The organism is Ureibacillus sp. MALMAid1270 (genome assembly GCF_049202975.1).
GTDB lineage: Bacteria > Bacillota > Bacilli > Bacillales_A > Planococcaceae > Ureibacillus.
The window spans coordinates 1-20535 of sequence record NZ_JBMIRP010000013.1 but is presented as its reverse complement, the minus strand read 5'-3'; the positions used below and the strand labels follow the sequence as shown (position 1 = coordinate 20535).

Genomic DNA, 20535 nt, shown 5'->3' with positions numbered 1-20535 from the left:
TAATGGCAATAGGTTTCTTTGTCATGGACATTTTTGAAAATACAATGAAAATAATGAGTGTGCAGGCCATTCCAATCCAATTTCCAGTAATTTTGGTTCATTTCACCCAGAAAAATTGTTATTTATTCCGAGACTCTATATTATCCTCTAGCCGCTTTTACCTATGATGGAAAATATTCCATCGCTCAGTGCAATGAACATACCCATTCTTTTTATAAAAATTAATAGAATCATCACTAGGCCAAACAATGACAAATTCATAATTGTTATCCTTAATCCAGTTATTAATAGTATTCAACAATTTACTACCAATCCCTTTATTTCGGTATTCTGGTAAAGTATAAACATTAGTCATATAGGCAAAAGGATTCGTTACTCTTCCAGGACGTGGCACTTTGTGAATTAATTCTATGAAAATATGCGACGCGACCTTCCCTTCATCTTCCGCAACCCAAATAAACCATTGATTTCCTTTTATAGCTTGTTCCAAAAAAGCATGACATTCCTTTTCAAAAGTTTCATATGATTCATTCTTTTTACTCTCATCATGCTCAATGGTAAAATCCCATCTCATTTTTATTAACTGATGAATGTCTCTATCTACTGCTAGTCTTATTATCATTTAAACAACTCCTCTCTAAATAAAACTCAAAAAAATTCCCATAATTTCCATACGATTTATGTTATTGTTTCGATTCACTAATTTGAAATAAACCACCTAAAAACTTTTAATTTAAAAATGGAAGTTTAACATTACACTTTCAAAGAAAAAATAAATACTGTTCTCAACAACAATTCTTCGCAATTTATACACAGTCAAAGTACAATAAGAAAGGCAGAAAAAAGGCTTCATTTATTTCTCCCTAGTAAAAGAAGAGGTGCAATTATACTTGAGAAAATTTAAAACAGAATTACCTGAAGAGTACGAAGCATTAAAAAAACAAGCCAATACTACATCTAGCTGGCGAAAGCGACTAGATGCGATTGAAGAGTTATCTGCATATCATCATGAAAAAGTTGTTGATCTATTAAACAACCGAATGAAAAATGACCCTGTTTACAAGGTACAAATGGCGGCTTATGAAGCGCTAGCGGCGTTTGGTGAGGACGTTGAAAAGCCAAAAGTACCCCGTTTTGATATTATTAAAGGTACAGACAAGATCTTCTTACGTATTAAAAAAAGCTTACCTAAAGACCACACAGTTGAAGACTTTGCCGAAAAGTTAAAACGTATGCGTTTAGATGTGTATGATGCCTATGAAGGTGATAAAGGTGCGCAGTTTATGAAATGGTTAGAAGAACGTTGGGCAAAATTATAATCAATAAATAAAAAAGTCATTCTCTCCGTCAATGGAGGAATGACTTTTTATATTAAATCATCAAAATCTCTCGAATATCATCTTCCGTAAGTGTCGTTGATGCGTTTTCTTGGTTTTCGATAATATCTGCTATGAGATTCTTCTTTTTTAATTGCAGCTCGTTCATTTTTTCTTCAATGGTGCCACGGGCGATAAGCTTAATGACTTGTACGGATTGTTTTTGGCCCATTCGGTGGGCTCGGCTTGTAGCTTGTTCTTCAACTGCTGGATTCCACCAGAGGTCATATAAGATGACAGTATCTGCACCAGTTAAATTCAACCCTGTTCCACCAGCTTTTAAAGAGATTAAAAACACATCTCGCTCCCCAGCATTAAATCGATTACACAATTCTACTCTTTCTTCTGAAGGTGTTTGACCGTCAAGATAGAAAAACGTTTGGTTGCTTTTAGTAATCTCCCGTCCAATTAGTTCTAACATTTTCGTAAATTGAGAGAAAATTAATACCCTTCTCCCTGAAAGTCTAGATTCCTCAAGTATTTGAAGCAGTTGTTCAAATTTAGCTGAACTTCCCTTATACCCTTCTACAAACAAACCAGGATGACAACAAATTTGGCGCAATCTCGTTAAACCGGCTAAAATACGAATACGATTTTTATTAAACGTTTCTTTATCCAGGTGCTTTAATGCATCAAATCGAAGCTTTGCTAAGAAAGCTGCATACAGTTGTTTTTGTTCAGGTAAAAGCTCTGAAACACCAAGTTCTTCAATTTTATCAGGTAACTCCTCAAGCACATCTGCTTTAACTCGGCGTAATAAAAATGGACGTACTCTTCCGGCAATTGCTTTTCTTGTTAAATGGCTGTATTCTTCTAAACCTTGGAATAACTGTGGGAAAACGACGTGATAAATCGACCACAATTCCACTTCATTATTTTCAATTGGTGTTCCAGTCAGTGCAAATTTGTTATCAGCCTTTAGCTTTTTAACTGCACGTGCTGTTTGAGTCGTTGGATTTTTAAATGCCTGTGCTTCATCAAAAAACACCGTATGGAAACTCTGTTTTTCATACCATGCAAGATCTCTTCGTAGTAATGGGTACGATGTGATGATTACGGATACATCACTACCCCCAACCGTTTGCTGGAGTTCTTTTCGAACAAGTAGATCCCCATCCATCACGATTGCCTGAAGGTTTGGCGCAAATTTCATGATTTCGTGCAACCAGTTATATGTTAAGGAAGATGGACATACAATTAAAACCGGTTTCTTAGACGTACGAATATTTTCTATTTCTGAAACAATAAAAGCAATACTTTGAACTGTTTTTCCAAGCCCCATATCATCAGCAAGTACCCCACCAAATCCGTAACTTGCGAGTGCCTTCAACCATTTGTATCCTTGAATTTGATAATCTCTTAAGATACCATCTAAGCTTTTTGGAATTTCAAAATCTAACATCTCTGGATGAAGAAGTTGATCGATGAATTGTTGGAACGATTCCTCTGGTGTAAACACTTCACTCTCTTCGATTAATTCGAGAAATTTTATACTCTCCATAATCGGTATATTTAAAGAGGTTTCGAAATCATCATCTTGGATTGGAACTGCCTTAAGGAAGCGTTGAATTTCTTCCATTTCTCTTGTCGTTAGTGATAGCAAAGAATCATTTGGTAGACGGTAATACTTCTGTTTGATTGCAAGTGCTTGTAAAATCTCCTTCACTTGTTTATCTGAAACACCGTCCATCTCAAATTTAAATTCCAACCAATTTGTTCGTTCTTTATTTACCTTTACATTTATTTTAGGAAAAACACCTTTTTTAATGATACGATTTCGAACAGCCGTTGTCGCATAGATTTGTGCTAGAGGTTGAAGTTTTGGAACACCTTCATTTAAGAAATCAAACTCCAATTCCTCATTTTGCATAAAATAGCCGCCATCGGTTTTCATAAATCCACTTTCATCCATGATTTGAATAATTTCTTGTTCCTTTTTCATATCCCTAATAATCATTGGGCCATGAAAATGATCTGTTTGTTCTAAAGGTTGTATCAATACATTGTCATAATGAAATTCAAGTCCCACTAGCAATTTATTATGAATTCGATCTAAATAAATTTTGGCGACAAGTGGCGTTTTCATCATTTCCTTAGTTAACTGTTCAGATAAACTAACTTGTCCAATTTTCCTCAACCCAGGCACTACTTTATCCAAAAAATCTTGTAATTGTTCATGTGGTATGGGTATGGAGTTCGTACTTGAGGATTGCAACATTAGCTGAAGTTCCTTTAACCGTTCACTATCTTGTCCATCTAATTGATAAAGTTTTCCATCGCATAATACAACATGATACGAACTAAAAAGCAACATACGCTCGAAGCCTTTAATCGCCATTTGATATTCGTCATCAATTGAATCAACAAAAAACTGTAACGGTGGAGCTCCATCTATAAAATGTAATGGTCGAGTTGCTTGTCCGTATTGCTGGATCCACACAGTTGGAATTTGTTCGAGTAATGGAATAAGTCCTCCCCAAGCAGACGGAGGAATTAATAATACTTCATCCCCTATAATGGATGTTTCGTTTGGTATAGCGTTTAATAAAGTTCTCTCATCACGAGCTACTCGAATTAACTGATGTATCACCGCATCATCTTCGTTAGTAAAGCAATGCTTACTTGAGTTAAAGATTAATGTTGGCGCTAAAGTGTATGGTTTCCCCAATTTTACATTTTGAAGAAAAGAGCGTATATCAGGAATCTTTATTTGACCGGACCAAAATTCCACTCCAAATAAGTATTGCCCATCCCCAATCGAAAAAGGTTTTAATATAAACTTTACCTCTAGCACTTGTCTGTTTTCAAAATGAAGCTGGTGGCGACTCTTTCGTATCGGTTGATCCTGAAATAGTGTCATAATGTCATGAGAAATTGGTCGATCCTGTGATTCATACTCGATTACCTTTACATGATTAATCCCTTGTCGTTTCGTTTCAAGGATTGCTATTAAAACGGCTGCAACGTGTTGACAACTTTTACTAAAGTTATCAAGACTTGGACAGCTACAAGATGCTTGAATATTTCCGGAAGCATTTTTGATTGTGACTTGAAAATCCTCCGCTCCTACAACAATAGCTGTACAAAAATCCGCGCTATAATCTTGAATCTTTACTTTATGTGCTCGATAATAGGATTCACCTTTTTTAAAGGAAACGGTACCACACATTTCTTTGATCATTTTTTGATTGATTTTAACTTCCATGTTTCCCGCCCCTTCCATACGAATAATACTAGAATTCCGTTTCATCACTAATATTGCTTATTCTAACATGGATTTTTATTACTATCGACAACTATGGTCCTATTAAAAGTAGTAAAGGAACAAAGATATGTAGATTACTATTCAACTAAATTTAATTAATTGCACTAATATCATGAAAAAGAGCATTAAACCTAATTGGAATAATGCTCTTAATCAATTTTACTTAGTATTTGTAAATCCGCCATCGATACGGATTGTTTCACCATTGATATATTCTGCTTTAGAAGTAAGTAGGAATGTAACGAGCTCTGCAACTTCTTCAGGCGTACCAAGACGTTTTTGAGGGATACCACTTGTGGCATTTGCCTTCATCTCTGGATTGGCTTCATAAAATGCTTTTACCATCGGCGTTTCAGTAGGACCTGGAGCAATTGCATTTACTCGTAACCCGTCTTTACCGTATTCCGCCACCATACTTTTCGTAATTCCTACAATTCCATGTTTTGTAGCTGAGTAAGTAACAACTGAATCTTGACCGATGACTCCTGCACTTGAAGCTGTATTGACAATGGAACCTCCGCCGTTCTTTAACATTACTTCTGCAACATAACGAACACCGTATAATGCTCCTAATAAATTGATCCCCACGATTTGATTAATTTCATCAATCGAAGAATCTAAGAAGTAAGCACCACTTCCTGAAATACCCGCATTATTAAAGAAATAATCAATCTTCCCAAAGCGCTCAACTGTTTGATCAACATAATTTTTCACTTCTTCATGTTTAGAAACATCAGCTTTGATGAAAATGGATTCAACTCCTAATGCTTTCACCATTTCTACTGTTTCATTTCCACCTTTTTCATTCACATCCACGACAACAATGTCGACACTTTCTTTTGCTAAACGGACTGCTGTTGCTTGACCTAAACCACTACCGCCACCAGTAATAATCGCGACTTTATTCATTTACATAACCCCTTTACTTTGTAATACCAGTAAAGTATCTCTATTTCTGAAGTAAATTATGCGATTAGTAACGTATCGATGGTTTTGGCAAGCGGCAAATTAGTCTAGCTTTTTTACAAATCCAGTACTTTTATCAGAATAACCTTGATTTTTATAAAATTGGTGTGCCTTCATACGTTCTGGTCGGTTTCCACTATTTAATACGATTCCTGAAGCTCCTATACTTCTTGCAAAGTTTTCCGCTTCTTCTATTAATCTTTTTCCAATGCCTTTATTCTGATAATCGGAATGAACTACTAACGCGCCAATTCGAACATAACAACCATCCATTTCATAAGACAAGCATTTTATAAGCCCGATCATGCCTACTACTCTATCATCTATTAATGCGATCAACGTTTTATAATCTGATTTTGAAAAAATATTAGAAAATCGTATTTTCATATTGTCAATCGTAGTTGGATATCCCAGGTGTTCCATAAGTATCGTTAAGTCTTCAATATCCTGCATAGTTGCCTCTATAATGTCCATTTAATTTCCCCCACGTAAGAAAATTTGTTCATAAATGATTTCGATTTCTTTTATAGAGGTTCCTTTATTTCTAACTCACTATTTTATTTCCCCAAAATGTGAACGTTTCAGTAAAAGAAACGTAATAAACACCACACCTGCTGAAATTAAGAAAATATAAGGAATTGGTAATACTTCTGCCCAAATTCCTCCTATTAACAGACCTGCAGGAACAACTAACTTTGCAAGCATAGAAGATGTACCCGCAACTCGTCCTAATAAATGATTCGGTGTTGATTCTTGTCTAATTGCTAGAAAAATAATATTGGTCATCACAGAAGAACAAGTTCGATAAGCAAGCAAAATTCCTAATAACCACCAACTTTGGACAAAGAAAAATAAAATAAGAACGAATGTATCAATAAGCGGTAACATGCAATAGATTTGACCACGACGATATTTCTTTTGTAATGGCTTCATCACTTTCGCACCAATAATTCCTCCCATTGCTGAGATGGAATACATTAACCCAAGCTGTTCTTTTGTGTTCCCAAGAACGTCTAATACGTAAAAAGTTAATACACCAATTATTAAACTTGTAGCGAAATTTGAAATTAACACCGTCATCGTTGGCATGAAAATATTTTTATTTCCGATTAATTCATGAATGCCTTCTTTCATATCAGCCCAGATTGATTGTTTTACAGGACGGATTGGCGTTTCTGTCTTCTCAATTCTGCTTGCAAACAACCATATGAACCCCATACAAACCACATAAATCCACAGAAAGTGACTATATGTAAGCCAAATAAGTAAGCCCCCTGCTATAGATGGTCCAACAACTGAACTAATTGTATTGACAAGGGAAAACTTTGATTGGATCTCAGTCATCCAAGACTTATCAAATAATTGAGGAGCGATGGCATTTGAAGCGTTCCCAACTGTATACCCCGTAGTTGCTAGTAAAAATCCAATGACATAAAGTACCCACACTTGTACTCCTTCAATAGATAAAGAATATAGTAATGCAATCGAAAGAAGGAAACGGACAAAACCACCATAAATAATCATCACATTTCGATTGACTCGATCTACGAATACCCCAACTAGCATGCCAAGTAACACGTTCGGTAAAAATTCCATTAGTCTCATCGTACTCATCGCTAGTGAAGATTTCGTTAAATCATATAAAACTAGCGGAATAATGAACGTATAAATAGCTGAATTTACTGCCGATAACACTGTTATTCCATATAAAAAACGAAAATTTCTATTTGCAAAAATATTCATACTTCTCACCTCAACAATTAGCGTATATGATAAAAAGGAGAACAAAAAGTGCTCAGCCTGGCAAATTTAGTTCACCTTTTCTAAGAGGAGTACGATATGAATTACGAACTCGAACTTCATACACACTTTCAAGAGTATTCCCCTACCACCACTTCGATTGAAGAATTGGCTGATATTTGGAATTGTTCAACACGATATGCAAAGACCATTATTAACCGACTAGCTACAAACAATGTAATCGAATGGGAAGTGTTTCGTGGTAGAGGAAAAAAGCCTAAACTCACATTACTCCGTTCAAAAAACGAGGCGATTTATGAAGTATTTGATGAGTTATGGAACCAAGAAAAATTTGATAAGGCATATGAACTTCTTAAGGAACATCATTTACTCAATCATCATTTAGCTGAGGAATGGTTGTTGAATCGATATGGCATTCAACAGCTGCAAACGAATAAACATATTTTCCGACAACCTTATAGTAAAGTGGATGTCAATTTTGATCCGCTTTATTTCCTTTCCAGACACGACTTTCATTTTGCTGAACAAATTCACGAAACCTTATTTATTTTTAATGAAGAATCGAAAAAAGTAGAAACGAATATGCTTTTTGCTTACGAAACTGAGGACTTTCAAACTTGGAGATTTATTTTAAGAAAGGACATACTTTTCCATAATCATGAGCCCGTTAAAGCTTCCGATATTAAAAGATCTTTGGAAAGAGCAGCAATTTTTACAAATGAAATGTTTATATATATGGAAATAATCATTATCAACGACTATGAACTGACCATTACATTGAACAAACCCTTTTCTTTATTTACGAATTGTTTAGCAAGCTACCGAACTGCGATTTTACCTAAAGATCATAAGCAAGGAACAATTGGATGTGGAGCATTTAAATTTGTTAGCAATACCGATGAAAAACTTCAATTAGATGTGTTTTCTCATTATTTTAAACAACGTCCATGGATTGACGGAATTGAAATTCTGTATACAAGAAACATGTCCAGTTTTGCAGTGTCATCAAAACCATTTGATGATACCATTCCTTTTACTGAAATGGTTTTTGAAGAAAATGGAGCTGATTATGTTTCCCTAAACGGAAAAACAGGACCCCTATCTAATCCAGCACTCAGAGAAACTATTTATAGTTTAATAAAAGCTGAAGATTATGTTATGCATGAATGGAGAGAGATTGAAGCAAATAGTTGGCATTATGGAGAAAAATTAACCGAAGTTCATGCAAGTACACTCATTCCACCAGATCAATTTCCTACATTAACAATTGGCGTTCAACAAATTCGTGAGGGGGTCAATCATGAAAGAGAAGCACTAATTTTACAAACTGCTATTGCCAATTATGGCATTAAAAGTACCATTCATATTATTGATTTTAAAACGACTAATGAAGATATTTCACAACAGTTCGACTTATTTGTTGGGGGTTATGCAGTTGGTCGAGACGTTATTTTATCGCTCATTGGAGTATACATGTCCCCACAAAATACAGTTTTAGGAATGCTCACTGAACAGGAACAACAATTGTGTCTCGATTTATTCGAAGAAATTTATTCTAGTGACAATCATGAATTGATGATGAATCACTTGAATCAAATTGAAACGATTTTACTAAAAACTTATAATTTAAAATTCTTAACACATCGAACTCATTGGCAATATGTAAGAAAAGATGTAAATTATAAACGGATTCAATTTGATTCCCATGGGCGAATTGATTACAAAGGAATTTCTGCTTAAATTTGCATGAGCACAATTTATATCCAGGCTTTAATATAAGAAAAAAAGTAGTGTACAATTAGCATAACGGGTTCGGTTGATGGGGAGAAAAACTCTAAAAGCGATGTAATTAACAGCCTAATTAACATGTATTTTAGCTGTAAATTGGCTATATAAATGGCATGCAAAAACGCTCAGTTTTCTGTATTGTTTACTGTGTTTGTTCAAATAAAGGTTCAGTTAGTAAGTAAGGAATAAATTAGTGAAATTACAGCGAATTTTTCCTATTACGATTTTTTAGTAACGAAAATAAATAAAAAGTGAGGAAACCAAAGAAACCAAGTAATATTTGGATTATGCTTAAAACAAATAATGCTGATGTTGGTAAGTACCATACACCTAACAAAATAGTTGGTATAATAGTGCAAAAGAAAAATAAAACTCCCATAGTGAAGGTTATTGCAAATATTTTATTATCTTTCTTTATAAATCCGTAAGTTGAAGCAATACCATTTCCAATCCCAAAAACAATTATTCCAAATAAGGCTAAACTCGCCCAATTATTAAATGGCAATACACCTATCCATTCTTGTGGAAATGTTTCGAAAACTCCTTTTTTTAAAAACATTGACACGCCCAAATAAAAAGCACCTAAAGACAATAATAAATTATAAACATTTAAAATACTTTTTAGTAACATTTCCCCTAACCCCTTTTTTATAATTTTTATATCAGAATCTTTTATTAATTTGACAATATTAAGCAAAAAAAGTTCCAAAGGGGCGTTTGGGAATTCTTTAAAATGTTTGTTGCGTTAACCTGCACCTTTAGTTACAGAAAATTATTCCAAATATCATATTTATATTTTAACATGAATTTTCCATTTTCCTGTTAAAAAATAAGTTCGCTAGACAATAAGCGAACTACCTTAAATAAATTATATCTTTTAAATCAAATATTTTATCTGTAATTCCTAATCGTTGTGCGGGTGTTTTCATTGTTCCATTTGATTTAAATGCAAAACAAAAGTTGTAATAAGTTCGTAGTATTGTGATTGCCATTTGAGCATGTATGTGGTCTTTACATGCAGTAGCTTCAATAATTTCTACACCTTTTCTTTCACATAATTGTCTTAGAATTTGTCCAATGTCTTTTTTATTTTCCCACTGTCTTCTATATTTTGGTGCGAATACTATGTGATACTTACAATTCCATGTTGTATGTGCTAAACTGTTCTTGTCAGAAGACATAAGAGATCCCTCTTGTATGCATAAATTTGGTTGGAGAACCAAAATTTATTTTAGCACCAGTTGGGATCTTTTTTAATACCTCGCTGTAAGCTATACGGAACCCCCTGCCTAGCAGGGGGTTTTCTTTCTACAAAAAAAGAGATACGAATTCATATGCGAATTGTGTCTCTAATCATACTGTTATTTACTGTTTTCTCCCCCATATCCGAACCCGTTACAACTAGCACACTACTTTTATTTTTTCGCCATTTTTAATAACGGAGGAGCAACAAGTGCTGTTAAAAATGCGGCTAAGGCTGCTTCAGCAAGTCCGTTCGTCACAAACACCGTTAAAACTGCTAAAAAGATTGCAGTTGTACTATCAGCATTAATCGCTTGTGCATAGGCATCATGGAAAAGGAATGAAATTGAACCCATGACTAAAAATGTATGTATAAACGTAGAAAGCAAACCTGTAAAGAATAATGCCGTTTTCTGATTGAATTTTTCCGATTTTATTCGATGGAAAAGTTTATAAATATAGTAAGGAAGCAATCCAACAAGAACTCTTGGTACGATAGCAATAAACAGTGCCCAAAAACTACCCTGATTTGTACCTAATACTGGAATGGCTGGTGAAAAAGCAAATGACAGTAGTGTAGGCGCAATCGTGTTCGTTGCAATACTTGTGATCCCAAATACAAACCCAAGGGCCGCTCCAATTTTAGGACCAAGAATAATGGAGGCAATAATGATTGGGATATGAATGATTGTCGCTTTAATAACACCTAAATGGATAAAACCAAGTGGTGTGAGAGCACATAATAAGATAATTGATAAAAATATAGTTGTTAAAGCAAAGTCTTTTATTTTCAATTTTGTTCTCCTTAAGCAAATAAATTTCTCGAAATCTTCCATGAATGCTATAAATAAAAGAAGATATAAAGTATATTTAGTTTTACCAGAATTTTATTTTTCATTAGTAATTTAACATATTCTTCTAAAAAACAAAATAGTAAAAAGCACTTCATTCACTATTAAATGAAGTGCTTATTTTAGATAAAATACAATTAAATGGTCTTCTTTTTCACTGGCATCCAGATTTCACTATATACGTTTTCATTTGATCCAGTGAACTTAGTAAATGAAATACCTGGTAGGTTGACTACTTCGTATTCAGAAGAAGGTAGCCATTCTGCATATATTTTTGCGTATGTTTCCTGTAATGTTGATGGGAATGGCCCTTGATTCGGGAAGATTGCCCACAAGCTTTCTTCAACTGAGATTTGCTCTAAATCATCAAATGGATTTTCTTTTGTTGTGGCAAACCCAATCATATGAGTTAAGTTCCCTTTTTCCTCCAAGTAGCCTTCATCAAAATTATAAGATACGTTCAATACTTGATGAGGATATAAATCCGCAAGTTGGTGCATTTCATTTCGTTGTTGCTCTGTAATGGATTGAGCTAATTCTATTATTGCGTTATTTTCACCTTCAAATTGAATAGGTACTCTTTTTGAAACCCCTACAATATTAAACTTTTCTTTCTTCTCAATTTTAAACTCCATTGATACTCCACCTTTCACAGCTATAATAAAGGACAATTTAGGAAATGATTTTTGAAATTTGTTTTTCGCAACTTCTGAAGGTAAAAACCCGCTCCATTCACGAAACGCTCTTGAAAACCCTTCAATCGACTGATACCCATATTTAAAAGCAATGTCTGTTACTTTTTCACCTTTCACTAAATCTACATTCGCCTCTGCAAGTCTTCGGTTTTTGATATATTCATTTAACGACATACCAGCCAAATAAGAGAACATTCTTTTAAAATGGTAATCAGACATTCCAACAATTTTGGATATTTCTTTTCCAGAGATTTCATCAGTTAAATGTGTTTCGATATAATCCATTAATTGATTGAATTGTTGTAGCATTCATTTCCCCTCCTTTCAACCAAATCTTATCATCGTTGATTTTTATTCTCTCGATAATTTCTATACGGAATTAATCGGTTAGTTTACCTTTGGAATTTTGCATATAACGATCTACTACTTAGGATAGACTTTTTGAAGTCGGTATTGTATCAACTCTTTAATTTCGGTCGGCATTTCTTTAACCTTGATGTCGTCTCCTAAGAATAAAAGCCAGTTCGTTAATTCCGATAATTCTTCCAGGTTGTCGACATTGACAAACATTTTTAATATAGCTGTAGCTTGGTATGGGTTCGTATAAGAGATTGAAGCATTTAAAGGGTGATATTTTTTGAACTGAGCTATTGCTTTTTGCCCTAGCTCAATAACAAGATTAACACCAGGCTCTTGCTGCTTTACCTTTTCAAGCATTTGTTTTAAGCTTAGCCTTTTATTTATTGGATATAATTGAACATCAATTAGTCGATCTACTTGAAAAATCCTTTTCTTTTCATCTTTCAAGTCAATAGCTTCAATTAGCCATACACTTTTTTCACGAAACAGATGTAAGAGATAAATCTGGTAAGTCGCTTCATTATTTCCTTCATCCATCGTAATTAATAAATATTGATCCAACAGTATGGTTTGGATAAGTTTTTCTAGCATGGGATGAGGTTGGTCTGATAAATCCAAAAGGTCAGGGTTATAAGGATTTGTTCCTTCAAAAAGTAAAATTTGATTTAATAAAACAAGATGATCTTGTTGATTTTCTGATAGAAGGGCGAGCAACTTTTCTGCTACTGACTGGCGGCTCTTTAAATAAGGAAGTTGTTGATTTCGTGTTGCCATAAATGCAATAAATAACGCCTTCACTTCATTATCTGTAAAACGAACATCGGCTAATATCGAATTGTTCATCACAAAATAGCCGCCATCCTTTCCAACTTCAGCGACAAGCGGCATCCCCATTGACTCAATTTCACGAATATCTCGAATCGCTGTCGAACGAGAAATGTTGAATTCTTGCATAATTTCTGAGATTGTAAAATGGGAACGGTTATTGATATACCGCATCATAATGTTAATTCGTTCAACTTTTTTCATAGGGACTCCTAAACAGTATCATTTTTTGACATGAATAAAGTTTATGATATAGCTATCAAGTGATGGAAACAAGTCATTTGGAAAATAAAACAAAAGGATGGATTGAAAATGACAAATTATACAATTGAAGAAAAAGAAAGCTTTAATGTTTTAGGTTTTGGTACGGATTTAAAAAGCCACTATACTGATTTTGCAGGTATTATGAAGGAAAAATCAGATTTTTGGAATGCGGTTCAGGAAGATGGAAGACTTGATAAATTAAAATCACTAGCGACAAATGATTACGTATTTATTGTAAATGAAGCAGTTAATAACAAAATGATGCATTATGCAGGGGTTTTAACAGAGAAAACATTACCAGAAGCAACAAGAGTAATTGAATTCCCTAAAGGTGAATATATCGTCATCAAAGGTGAAGGACGAACAGCGGAAGAGTTGGCTAATACATTGACTGGAATGGCTTTTGGTCAAGTTTTACCTGAAGTATCAGAGGTTTCTTATGTAGGAGGACCAAATGCTGCTGTTATTATGGGTGAGCGAGATGGCGTAATGTTTGGCGAAATGTGGATTCCTGTTGTTAGGAACTAATTGAAAAGGTGTGTTGAATATGGCGTACATCGTTGATTTTAAAAATGTGTCTACTGTTGGATTAGAGTCTTCACCGGTAGCAGAGGCACTCGCAGGTTTACGAGCGAATGAAGCCCGCTATTTTATGAATAAATATAAGCATGAATTTACAGTTGTACCAGCAAGTGAAAGTAAGGAAACTCTTGATTATGTGTTTAGAATTTTAAAAGAAGAACGTGATATTGAGTTTGAAGCGAAGCCGTTGGAGACATCGCGTTTTCAAGTAGAGAATATCAATTGGGCTTTCGTCTTTTTTGAGGATGGTCTTGGAGTCAATGTTTTATATACGATTGACGGTCCTAAACCAAAACGTGCTGTTGGATTTAAGCTTTCTGAAGGGATGGAAGTACCAAAGGAGCTTGAAGGAAAGTTTAAATTTGCCAGACAGAAGTCCAAATTAGCTGGAACGATTCGAGGATCTTTCTTTGTTATTAAAGGTGAGTATTAATGAAGTTTAATTGATTAACTGATCTAATAAACTTTTGAATTAATAAAAGCTGTATGAACATTGGGTGATCTGTCCCGAAAAAAATTAGATTAGTGTCTAACTTTTACGAGGCAGTTCATAGTGATTCAATACAGCTTTTTTATTTATTAAATTAAATTCTCACGAAGTTTCCTATGCTTTGGATGTGATTGGGTGTTTGACTTGATTTGGAAATTTGTTATTTCGGTTTGTTTTTACGAATAATACATCATTCCCATTGAAATTTTCACTTTGAGTTTGGATTCCTGGATAATCCGGGGTGTAATGGAAGATGATTTTTTTCGTATTTGTATTGGTAATCTTTGGAAGTATGTTTCCAAGATTTATTTCTTTTCTACTAATAATATCAAAGATGTCTACTTGCTCATCTTCACTTGTGAAAATTACTATGGCATCTTCGTCTTCGACATAATATGTGTCTTCAGGAAAAACGTAAATGCTATAGAACATTGAAAGCCCTTCTGTGTCGATGGTTCCAAATTTGTTCGAAACAGGTTTTCTTTCAGAAGCCATTTTGTATATAAAATCAAGGTCATTTTTATTGCTTCCATCAAGTTTATTGAGTCCCGTTACATTTGGGTTTGACGGAGTATATTCAATTGAAAACTGAGCTTCACTTGCTCTTTGGAAACCAAATTTTGGGTAAAAATCAAGTACAGTCTGATTTGCAAAAAGATACATAATGTCGTACTGATTTTCGTATTCCGCAAGAACATGATTCATTAGTTTCGCAGAAAGTCCACGGTTTCGGTAATCCGGATGAGTCATAACAGTTCCGATTTGAATCGCTCTTTTTCTCTCCCCATCTACGACGAAATCCAATAGATTCACAGAAACATTCGCAATCACTTTGCCCTGATCAACGTATGAATACGGTATGTAACGGTCATTCCAATACCCCTTTTGATACCATTTCTCAAAATTGATGCCGAAAACGGTAGTAGCAAGTTCATTAAAGCTTCTTCTTAGTTCGTCATTGTGTTTGTAATCTTTATATAATTTTAGTTCTGTCATCAATGTTCCTCATTTCCTGGACAGTGGGACAGTTTTTCTGTCCCACCAAGTTTGGGTTTGTTTACCAGTCTCCACTGTCTCATTTATGCTAAATTAAGAATGTGTTAGTGTTAGTTTTATTTAATCTATTTTTTACATCTATTACAAATTATTTTTTCATTTATATGAGATTTTTTGAAATATTTTACGTTTTTAATGTGAGGAGGTGCTATTCGTGGATGAGCAGCTTATAAAAAAGATCATCTCAGGGGATCAACAAGCTTTTCGTTTTATTGTTGATACATTTAAGCAACCGCTTGTCAGCTATTTAACATATCAAACAAATGACGTGGAGTTAGCAAAAGATATTGCGCAGGAAACATTTATAAAATGCTATGAAAATCTAGCTACTTTTAAAGGTGGTCATTTTAAGGCCTGGCTCTTCCGTATTGCGATTAATCAGCTGATTGATTTTAAAAGAAAGAATAGAGAGGAAGTTAGACTACTTGAGGAAACTACTTCCATGCAGACACCAGAATCTTACATGATTGACAAAGAACAAACTGTACTACTTCAGAAATGGCTTGAGACTTTAGATGACAAGACACACCAAATTTTCGTTTTAAAGTATGCCAGTAATTGCTCGTACGAAGAAATAGCAGAAACACTTCAAATTACGATAAGTGAAGTGCGAAATCGTTTGCATAGAACGAAAAAACGGCTTAGAGAATCCAAGTTGAAAGGAGATATGAAAGTTGAATTGCTTATCGATTGAAGAAATGTACGATTTGATTGATGGACGAATTAACGGCGAGAAAGCGAATAAAATGAATGCACATATTCAATCTTGTTCAAAATGTTCAGCACTATTAGATGAACTCCAAGAAACAGAAATTGAAATGTTTTCACTTTTCCCATCCATGTCTGTCGATGTTCAATTTACGAATAGTGTGATAAATCATTTACCAGTGAAAAAGCCTGTAATTTCTAAAAATAGAGACTGGCGTATATCTCTTTCAACGATTTTTGTTTCGGCTGCATTATTTTTACTAGTGTTTTGGAGCGTACAGGATAGCATGAGGAAAACTTCCTCTAATTCTACTGAAGTTACGATTAGCGTTAAAGATGTTAACATAATGGATGCTTTAATCGAGGTGACTTTAGTTACTTCTGGTTATTATGGTGAAGAAAGCTTCTTCGATGAATCTAATGGCTTTTTTGATGTTAATAACATTTCACTTGTTCTACCTAGTGGTGTAACTAAATCGATTGGTTTTTCAGGAGAACAGTCAAAAAATGAATATACTTTTAAATTTCCTTTATTTGATGTGCCTCATGCTGAATTTGAATTAATTTTCGATTTTAAGCGGATTTATGGTATAGATGGACATTGGACTCTTGATGTACCTATCGATCGAAAGGAATTGTTAGCTCAAACCGAAAATGTACCATTACGTACATCTTTTGAAAAGGATGGAATTCATGTGAATTTCATTCGTGCACAGCATGGACCCGACCACACTCTCATAAATTTTGAAACTAAGTTTACGGAGGATATGGCATCATTTGTGGAGCAGCAAGTTGACCAATATACATCAAAATTACCATTCGGTGAAAGAGTGCATTATGGAGGTTATCGTGCACAAATACTTTATGAAGTAGTTAACGCAAATGGACAAACGTTAGATCGCTCTAATCTTGAAGATACCGTAAGTACACAAAATGATCGTTACGCTAGTACGGAAACCCTTGGAACCTATCCGAAAGTAGATGAAGGTGGCTATGTATCAGTCATTGGTGCAAAGTTTGAACTACCGACGAATGTTAGATATGAACTATCAGTTGATCAATTACCATTTACATTTGATTATAAAGATACTGAATACGAAGTGATACTTCTTCCAGACGGCCGACTTGAAATTTCTTCGGATGTCAATACAACAACGATTAACAATTGGCATGTAACAGTAGATAACCAATCTGCATGGGACACAGCTAGGTTACGAAAAGACGATAAAAAGCAGTATATAACGATTACTATGAAGGACAACATCAATTTAGATTCTATTATTCTCTATGGTCAAACTGAAACGAAACTTGTTTATTTTGATGAAGCTGTACAAGTAAGTTTATTTTAATTAATGGGGACTGGTCGAGTAGGAAAGAGCACAATCTGCCGTAAGGCAGTAAGGCTCTTTCCTACTCGACCACTGTTTAAGTAAAATGACTAATCAACAATTACATTTAATGAACCAACAATTCCAAAAGGAACTTCTTTGGTGCCTTCAATGTAATAACCACTGAACTCTAAGTTGGGGTTATCTGAGTCAATATTATTTTTATCGTCTATAGGGACGGAAATGGAGATTGCCACAGTTTTACCCGATTCTATACTAATCTCTTGAATAGAATTGCTATTTTCATTCTTGGTAGTATTTTTTTCCAAGGGATAGCTTAATTTCAAAAGTGTATTTATTAAATCATAGCCAGTTTGATTTGTTACTTCGATTGTTTTAGTTATTTCATAATCGCTAGTTACTGTTTCGCTAACTTTAAAGTGTATGTTTCGATCATCAAAGGGTTCCTTTGATGTGGAGCAGGCAGTAGCAAACACAAAAATTGATAATAACCAAATTAATTTACAATACCTTCTTTTCATTAATATCACCCCTAAAATGATGAATTCTCTAAATTAATTTTCCTGAATAGAATATCTGAAGAAACTGGTTTTCTATTAATTTCTCTCGCCCAAACAGATAATTGCCCGATATGGTGTACTTCATGCATACAGATATGTAAAGCGACTTTCTCATAAGGGAAAAAATATGGATCATTATTTTTTCGATTAACTTGTAACACCTTATTGCTTTCTTGCTCTAAATTTTCGATTAATGAAATCGTCTTCTTCTTTACTTCATTTGAAAATTCAATGACTTCATTAAGGTTAGTAATTTCTTTAATATCTCGTTGTATTACTGGTTTATTCAACATTTGATTCACCCAGATTTGCTCACAATCAATCACATGATATAAATTATGAAGAAAACTACCCATTCCTCCAACACGTTTCTTCGTTAACTCTTCGGGTGATAAATTTTTACACCACTCGAACCAATCTTCACGTATTTGCCAGTTATACATAAATAATTCGCGCATTTAGCACCTCCAATTTAGTTTATTTCACTTTATTTGGAAACAATTATGATCTATGATGGGACATTGGGGACAGTAAAAGTGTCCCAATATTTTGGGACACTTTTACTGTCCCCAATGTCCCACCGGCTGCCGATGTCCCGCTGCTCCTTATTTAATCAGCTTTAAGAATCTCTTTTTCCCGATCTGAAGAACTTCTTCATTCATTAAGACACGGTCTAATTCGTCTTCGCTTAATTTTTCTTTATTCAACTGGACGCCGTTTTGTTTTAATAAACGAAGAAATTCGCTTTTGCTTTTTACGAATCCTAGTTCCACTAGTTTCGGGATAATGTCTAGTAGTGTTTCTTTGTCGATTTCGATTAACAATTCAGGTATGTCATCTGGAATATCTTTTTTGCTAAAGGCTGTTTCATAGAATGCGATTGCTCTTTTAGTTTCTTCTTCGCCCCAGTATAATGCAGTGATAATTTCAGCTAGCTTCAATTTTATATCTCTAGGGTTCGCACCTTGTTCAAGAATATTTTTGATTTTATCAATCTCATCAGGATGTTCATCAGTTGCTAGTTCAAAGTATTTAATAATTAAGTTATCTGGAACTTCCATTACCTTTTTAAACATGACTTCCGCAGGTTCATTGACACCAATGTAATTGCCAAGGCTTTTACTCATTTTTTCTATGCCATCAAGTCCTTCTAGTAGAGGCATGAATAGTGCTACTTGTTTTTCCAAGCCCCAATGTTTTTGTAGAGTTCGGCCCATTAAGATATTAAAGGTTTGATCCGTCCCACCTAATTCAATATCTGCCTCAATCTCTACTGAATCATACGCTTGCATAAGTGGGTAGAAAAATTCATGGATCCCAATTGGCACTTGATTGTTGTAACGTTTTTGGAAATCATCTCGTTCTAGAATTCTCGCAACAGAAGTTGTAGCTGCTAATTGAATCACTTCTTCAAATGTTAGCTTGGAGAGCCATTCACTATTAAAACGTACAGTCGTTTTCTTTTCATGTAACACTTTAAATATTTGCTCACAGTATGTTTTCGCATTTGATTTTACTTGTTCATCAGATAATGCGACACGCCCTTTTGCTTTCCCTGTTGGGTCGCCAATTCGACCTGTAAAATCGCCAATAATAATGACAACTTGATGGCCTAAATCTTGCATTTGTTTAATTTTTCTTAAGACCACCGTATGACCAAGGTGAATATCTGGTGCTGAAGGATCGAGACCCAGTTTGATTGTTAGAGGTTTTTGTTCCTTGTACGATTTTTCAAGTTTGGCAAATAATTCTCCTTCATCAATGATTTGTTGGACACCTTTTTTAATGATTTTTAATTGTTCTTCTGGTTTGATAAACATACAAACATCTCCTTGGGATATGATTTTTAATAAAGTAAGTGCGATAAGAAAATTAGGAAATAAAAAAACGCCCTTTTGGATATACCAAAAGGACGATTAGCTCGTGTTACCACCTTAATTTACAAGTAATTCACATTACTTGCCTTAGAAAGTACAGTCGAATGACGATACTCCAGCACGTGATTACGGGTGCTTCTCCGGTGTAGCCTACTAAGGAAATCTATTCGGTACACAGCTCAAAGATGTATTCACAATCGTTCAACATGCCCCTCTCATCAACCGGTCGCTTTCTGTCTGTTTACATGATTGCTACTCTTTCTTCTCATAGCCTTTATTCTTATACACTTGATTAATAGTTAGATAATAATTGATATTTATTTTAACTATTTAAAATTTTTTGTCAACACAATATTTTTGTGGGACATTGGGGACAGTCTGAAGGCACTGAAAAACATCACCTAAATAATGGTAGATAATTATGTAGTCTATTAAAAGACAAAAAACCCCCAACATTTGGTATAATGGAATTAACTAGAAACCAAACCAAACTGGGGGTAATTTTATGCTTAAAGAAAAA

19 protein-coding genes, 1 pseudogene and 1 other annotated feature are annotated in these 20535 nt (G+C 34.4%); of the genes and pseudogenes, 6 read left to right on the top strand and 14 right to left on the bottom strand.

Going from position 1 to position 20535, the window contains the following annotated elements:
* Positions 1-157: 157 nt before the first annotated feature.
* A complete protein-coding gene (locus ACOQFO_RS01070; RefSeq protein WP_421687868.1) occupies positions 158-622 on the bottom strand; it encodes a GNAT family N-acetyltransferase in 465 nt (154 codons plus the stop codon).
* A 268-nt stretch (positions 623-890) separates the two neighbouring features.
* On the opposite strand from ACOQFO_RS01070, the gene ACOQFO_RS01065 reads away from it, so the two are divergent.
* Positions 891-1319: a HEAT repeat domain-containing protein gene (locus ACOQFO_RS01065; RefSeq protein WP_421687867.1), complete on the top strand. Its 429-nt coding sequence runs from the start codon at positions 891-893 to the stop codon at positions 1317-1319.
* A 52-nt stretch (positions 1320-1371) separates the two neighbouring features.
* On the opposite strand, the gene ACOQFO_RS01060 is transcribed toward ACOQFO_RS01065, so the two are convergent.
* From ACOQFO_RS01060 to ACOQFO_RS01045, 4 genes are all read right to left on the bottom strand, one after another.
* The gene (locus ACOQFO_RS01060) at positions 1372-4581 is read right to left on the bottom strand and encodes an SNF2 helicase associated domain-containing protein (protein ID WP_421687866.1); all 3210 of its coding nucleotides are present in this window, start codon (positions 4579-4581) and stop codon (positions 1372-1374) included.
* Between the two features lie 219 nt (positions 4582-4800).
* Complete coding sequence (locus ACOQFO_RS01055; protein ID WP_421687865.1) at positions 4801-5550, bottom strand: SDR family NAD(P)-dependent oxidoreductase; 750 nt, start codon at positions 5548-5550, stop codon at positions 4801-4803.
* A gap of 99 nt (positions 5551-5649) precedes the next feature.
* Positions 5650-6081, bottom strand: a complete 432-nt coding sequence (locus ACOQFO_RS01050) for a GNAT family N-acetyltransferase (protein ID WP_421687864.1) — start codon at positions 6079-6081, stop codon at positions 5650-5652.
* Between the two features lie 78 nt (positions 6082-6159).
* The gene (locus ACOQFO_RS01045) at positions 6160-7350 is read right to left on the bottom strand and encodes an MFS transporter (RefSeq protein ID WP_421687863.1); all 1191 of its coding nucleotides are present in this window, start codon (positions 7348-7350) and stop codon (positions 6160-6162) included.
* Between the two features lie 96 nt (positions 7351-7446).
* On the opposite strand from ACOQFO_RS01045, the gene ACOQFO_RS01040 reads away from it, so the two are divergent.
* Positions 7447-9108 carry an ABC transporter substrate-binding protein gene (locus ACOQFO_RS01040; protein WP_421687862.1) on the top strand — a complete coding sequence of 554 codons (1662 nt, stop codon included), beginning with the start codon at positions 7447-7449 and terminating at the stop codon, positions 9106-9108.
* Positions 9109-9355: 247 nt separating this feature from the next.
* Here the strand turns inward: ACOQFO_RS01040 and ACOQFO_RS01035 are convergent, their stop codons facing one another.
* The 5 genes and pseudogenes from ACOQFO_RS01035 to ACOQFO_RS01015 all read right to left on the bottom strand — a co-directional run bounded on the left by ACOQFO_RS01035 (position 9356) and on the right by ACOQFO_RS01015 (position 13333).
* Positions 9356-9787, bottom strand: a complete 432-nt coding sequence (locus ACOQFO_RS01035) for a hypothetical protein (protein ID WP_421687861.1) — start codon at positions 9785-9787, stop codon at positions 9356-9358.
* Positions 9788-10139: 352 nt separating this feature from the next.
* Positions 10140-10337 (bottom strand): annotated as a pseudogene (gene tnpA / locus ACOQFO_RS01030) (IS200/IS605 family transposase); the annotation flags it as partial.
* A 234-nt stretch (positions 10338-10571) separates the two neighbouring features.
* Positions 10572-11192, bottom strand: coding sequence for an ECF transporter S component (locus ACOQFO_RS01025; protein WP_421687860.1), 621 nt, complete (start codon positions 11190-11192; stop codon positions 10572-10574).
* Between the two features lie 194 nt (positions 11193-11386).
* On the bottom strand, positions 11387-12253 hold the full coding sequence (locus ACOQFO_RS01020) for an AraC family transcriptional regulator (protein ID WP_421687859.1): 867 nt from the start codon (positions 12251-12253) through the stop codon (positions 11387-11389).
* 114 nt (positions 12254-12367) lie between these two features.
* A complete protein-coding gene (locus ACOQFO_RS01015) occupies positions 12368-13333 on the bottom strand; it encodes a helix-turn-helix transcriptional regulator (protein WP_421687858.1) in 966 nt (321 codons plus the stop codon).
* Positions 13334-13441: 108 nt separating this feature from the next.
* Here ACOQFO_RS01015 and ACOQFO_RS01010 point away from each other — a divergent pair, with 108 nt between their 5' ends.
* A complete protein-coding gene (locus tag ACOQFO_RS01010; RefSeq protein ID WP_421687857.1) occupies positions 13442-13921 on the top strand; it encodes a GyrI-like domain-containing protein in 480 nt (159 codons plus the stop codon).
* A 19-nt stretch (positions 13922-13940) separates the two neighbouring features.
* On the top strand, positions 13941-14408 hold the full coding sequence (locus ACOQFO_RS01005) for a phage tail protein (RefSeq protein WP_421687856.1): 468 nt from the start codon (positions 13941-13943) through the stop codon (positions 14406-14408).
* 171 nt (positions 14409-14579) lie between these two features.
* Here the strand turns inward: ACOQFO_RS01005 and ACOQFO_RS01000 are convergent, their stop codons facing one another.
* Positions 14580-15461 (bottom strand): GNAT family N-acetyltransferase, encoded by an 882-nt coding sequence (locus ACOQFO_RS01000; protein WP_421687855.1) that lies wholly within the window; start codon positions 15459-15461, stop codon positions 14580-14582.
* A 214-nt stretch (positions 15462-15675) separates the two neighbouring features.
* On the opposite strand from ACOQFO_RS01000, the gene ACOQFO_RS00995 reads away from it, so the two are divergent.
* Positions 15676-16215, top strand: coding sequence for an RNA polymerase sigma factor (locus ACOQFO_RS00995; RefSeq protein WP_421687854.1), 540 nt, complete (start codon positions 15676-15678; stop codon positions 16213-16215).
* The gene (locus ACOQFO_RS00990; protein WP_421687853.1) at positions 16196-17578 is read left to right on the top strand and encodes an anti-sigma factor family protein; all 1383 of its coding nucleotides are present in this window, start codon (positions 16196-16198) and stop codon (positions 17576-17578) included. The genes ACOQFO_RS00995 and ACOQFO_RS00990 overlap by 20 nt, the downstream gene beginning before the upstream one ends.
* 89 nt (positions 17579-17667) lie before the next feature.
* Here the strand turns inward: ACOQFO_RS00990 and ACOQFO_RS00985 are convergent, their stop codons facing one another.
* The 3 genes from ACOQFO_RS00985 to tyrS all read right to left on the bottom strand — a co-directional run bounded on the left by ACOQFO_RS00985 (position 17668) and on the right by tyrS (position 19958).
* On the bottom strand, positions 17668-18099 hold the full coding sequence (locus ACOQFO_RS00985; RefSeq protein WP_421687852.1) for a hypothetical protein: 432 nt from the start codon (positions 18097-18099) through the stop codon (positions 17668-17670).
* 11 nt (positions 18100-18110) lie between these two features.
* Positions 18111-18596 (bottom strand): DinB family protein, encoded by a 486-nt coding sequence (locus ACOQFO_RS00980; RefSeq protein ID WP_421687851.1) that lies wholly within the window; start codon positions 18594-18596, stop codon positions 18111-18113.
* Positions 18597-18743: 147 nt separating this feature from the next.
* Entirely contained in the window at positions 18744-19958 is a 1215-nt protein-coding gene (gene tyrS, locus ACOQFO_RS00975) for a tyrosine--tRNA ligase (protein ID WP_421687850.1), read from the bottom strand.
* Between the two features lie 85 nt (positions 19959-20043).
* Positions 20044-20293, bottom strand: a binding site (T-box leader).
* Positions 20294-20535 lie beyond the last annotated feature (242 nt).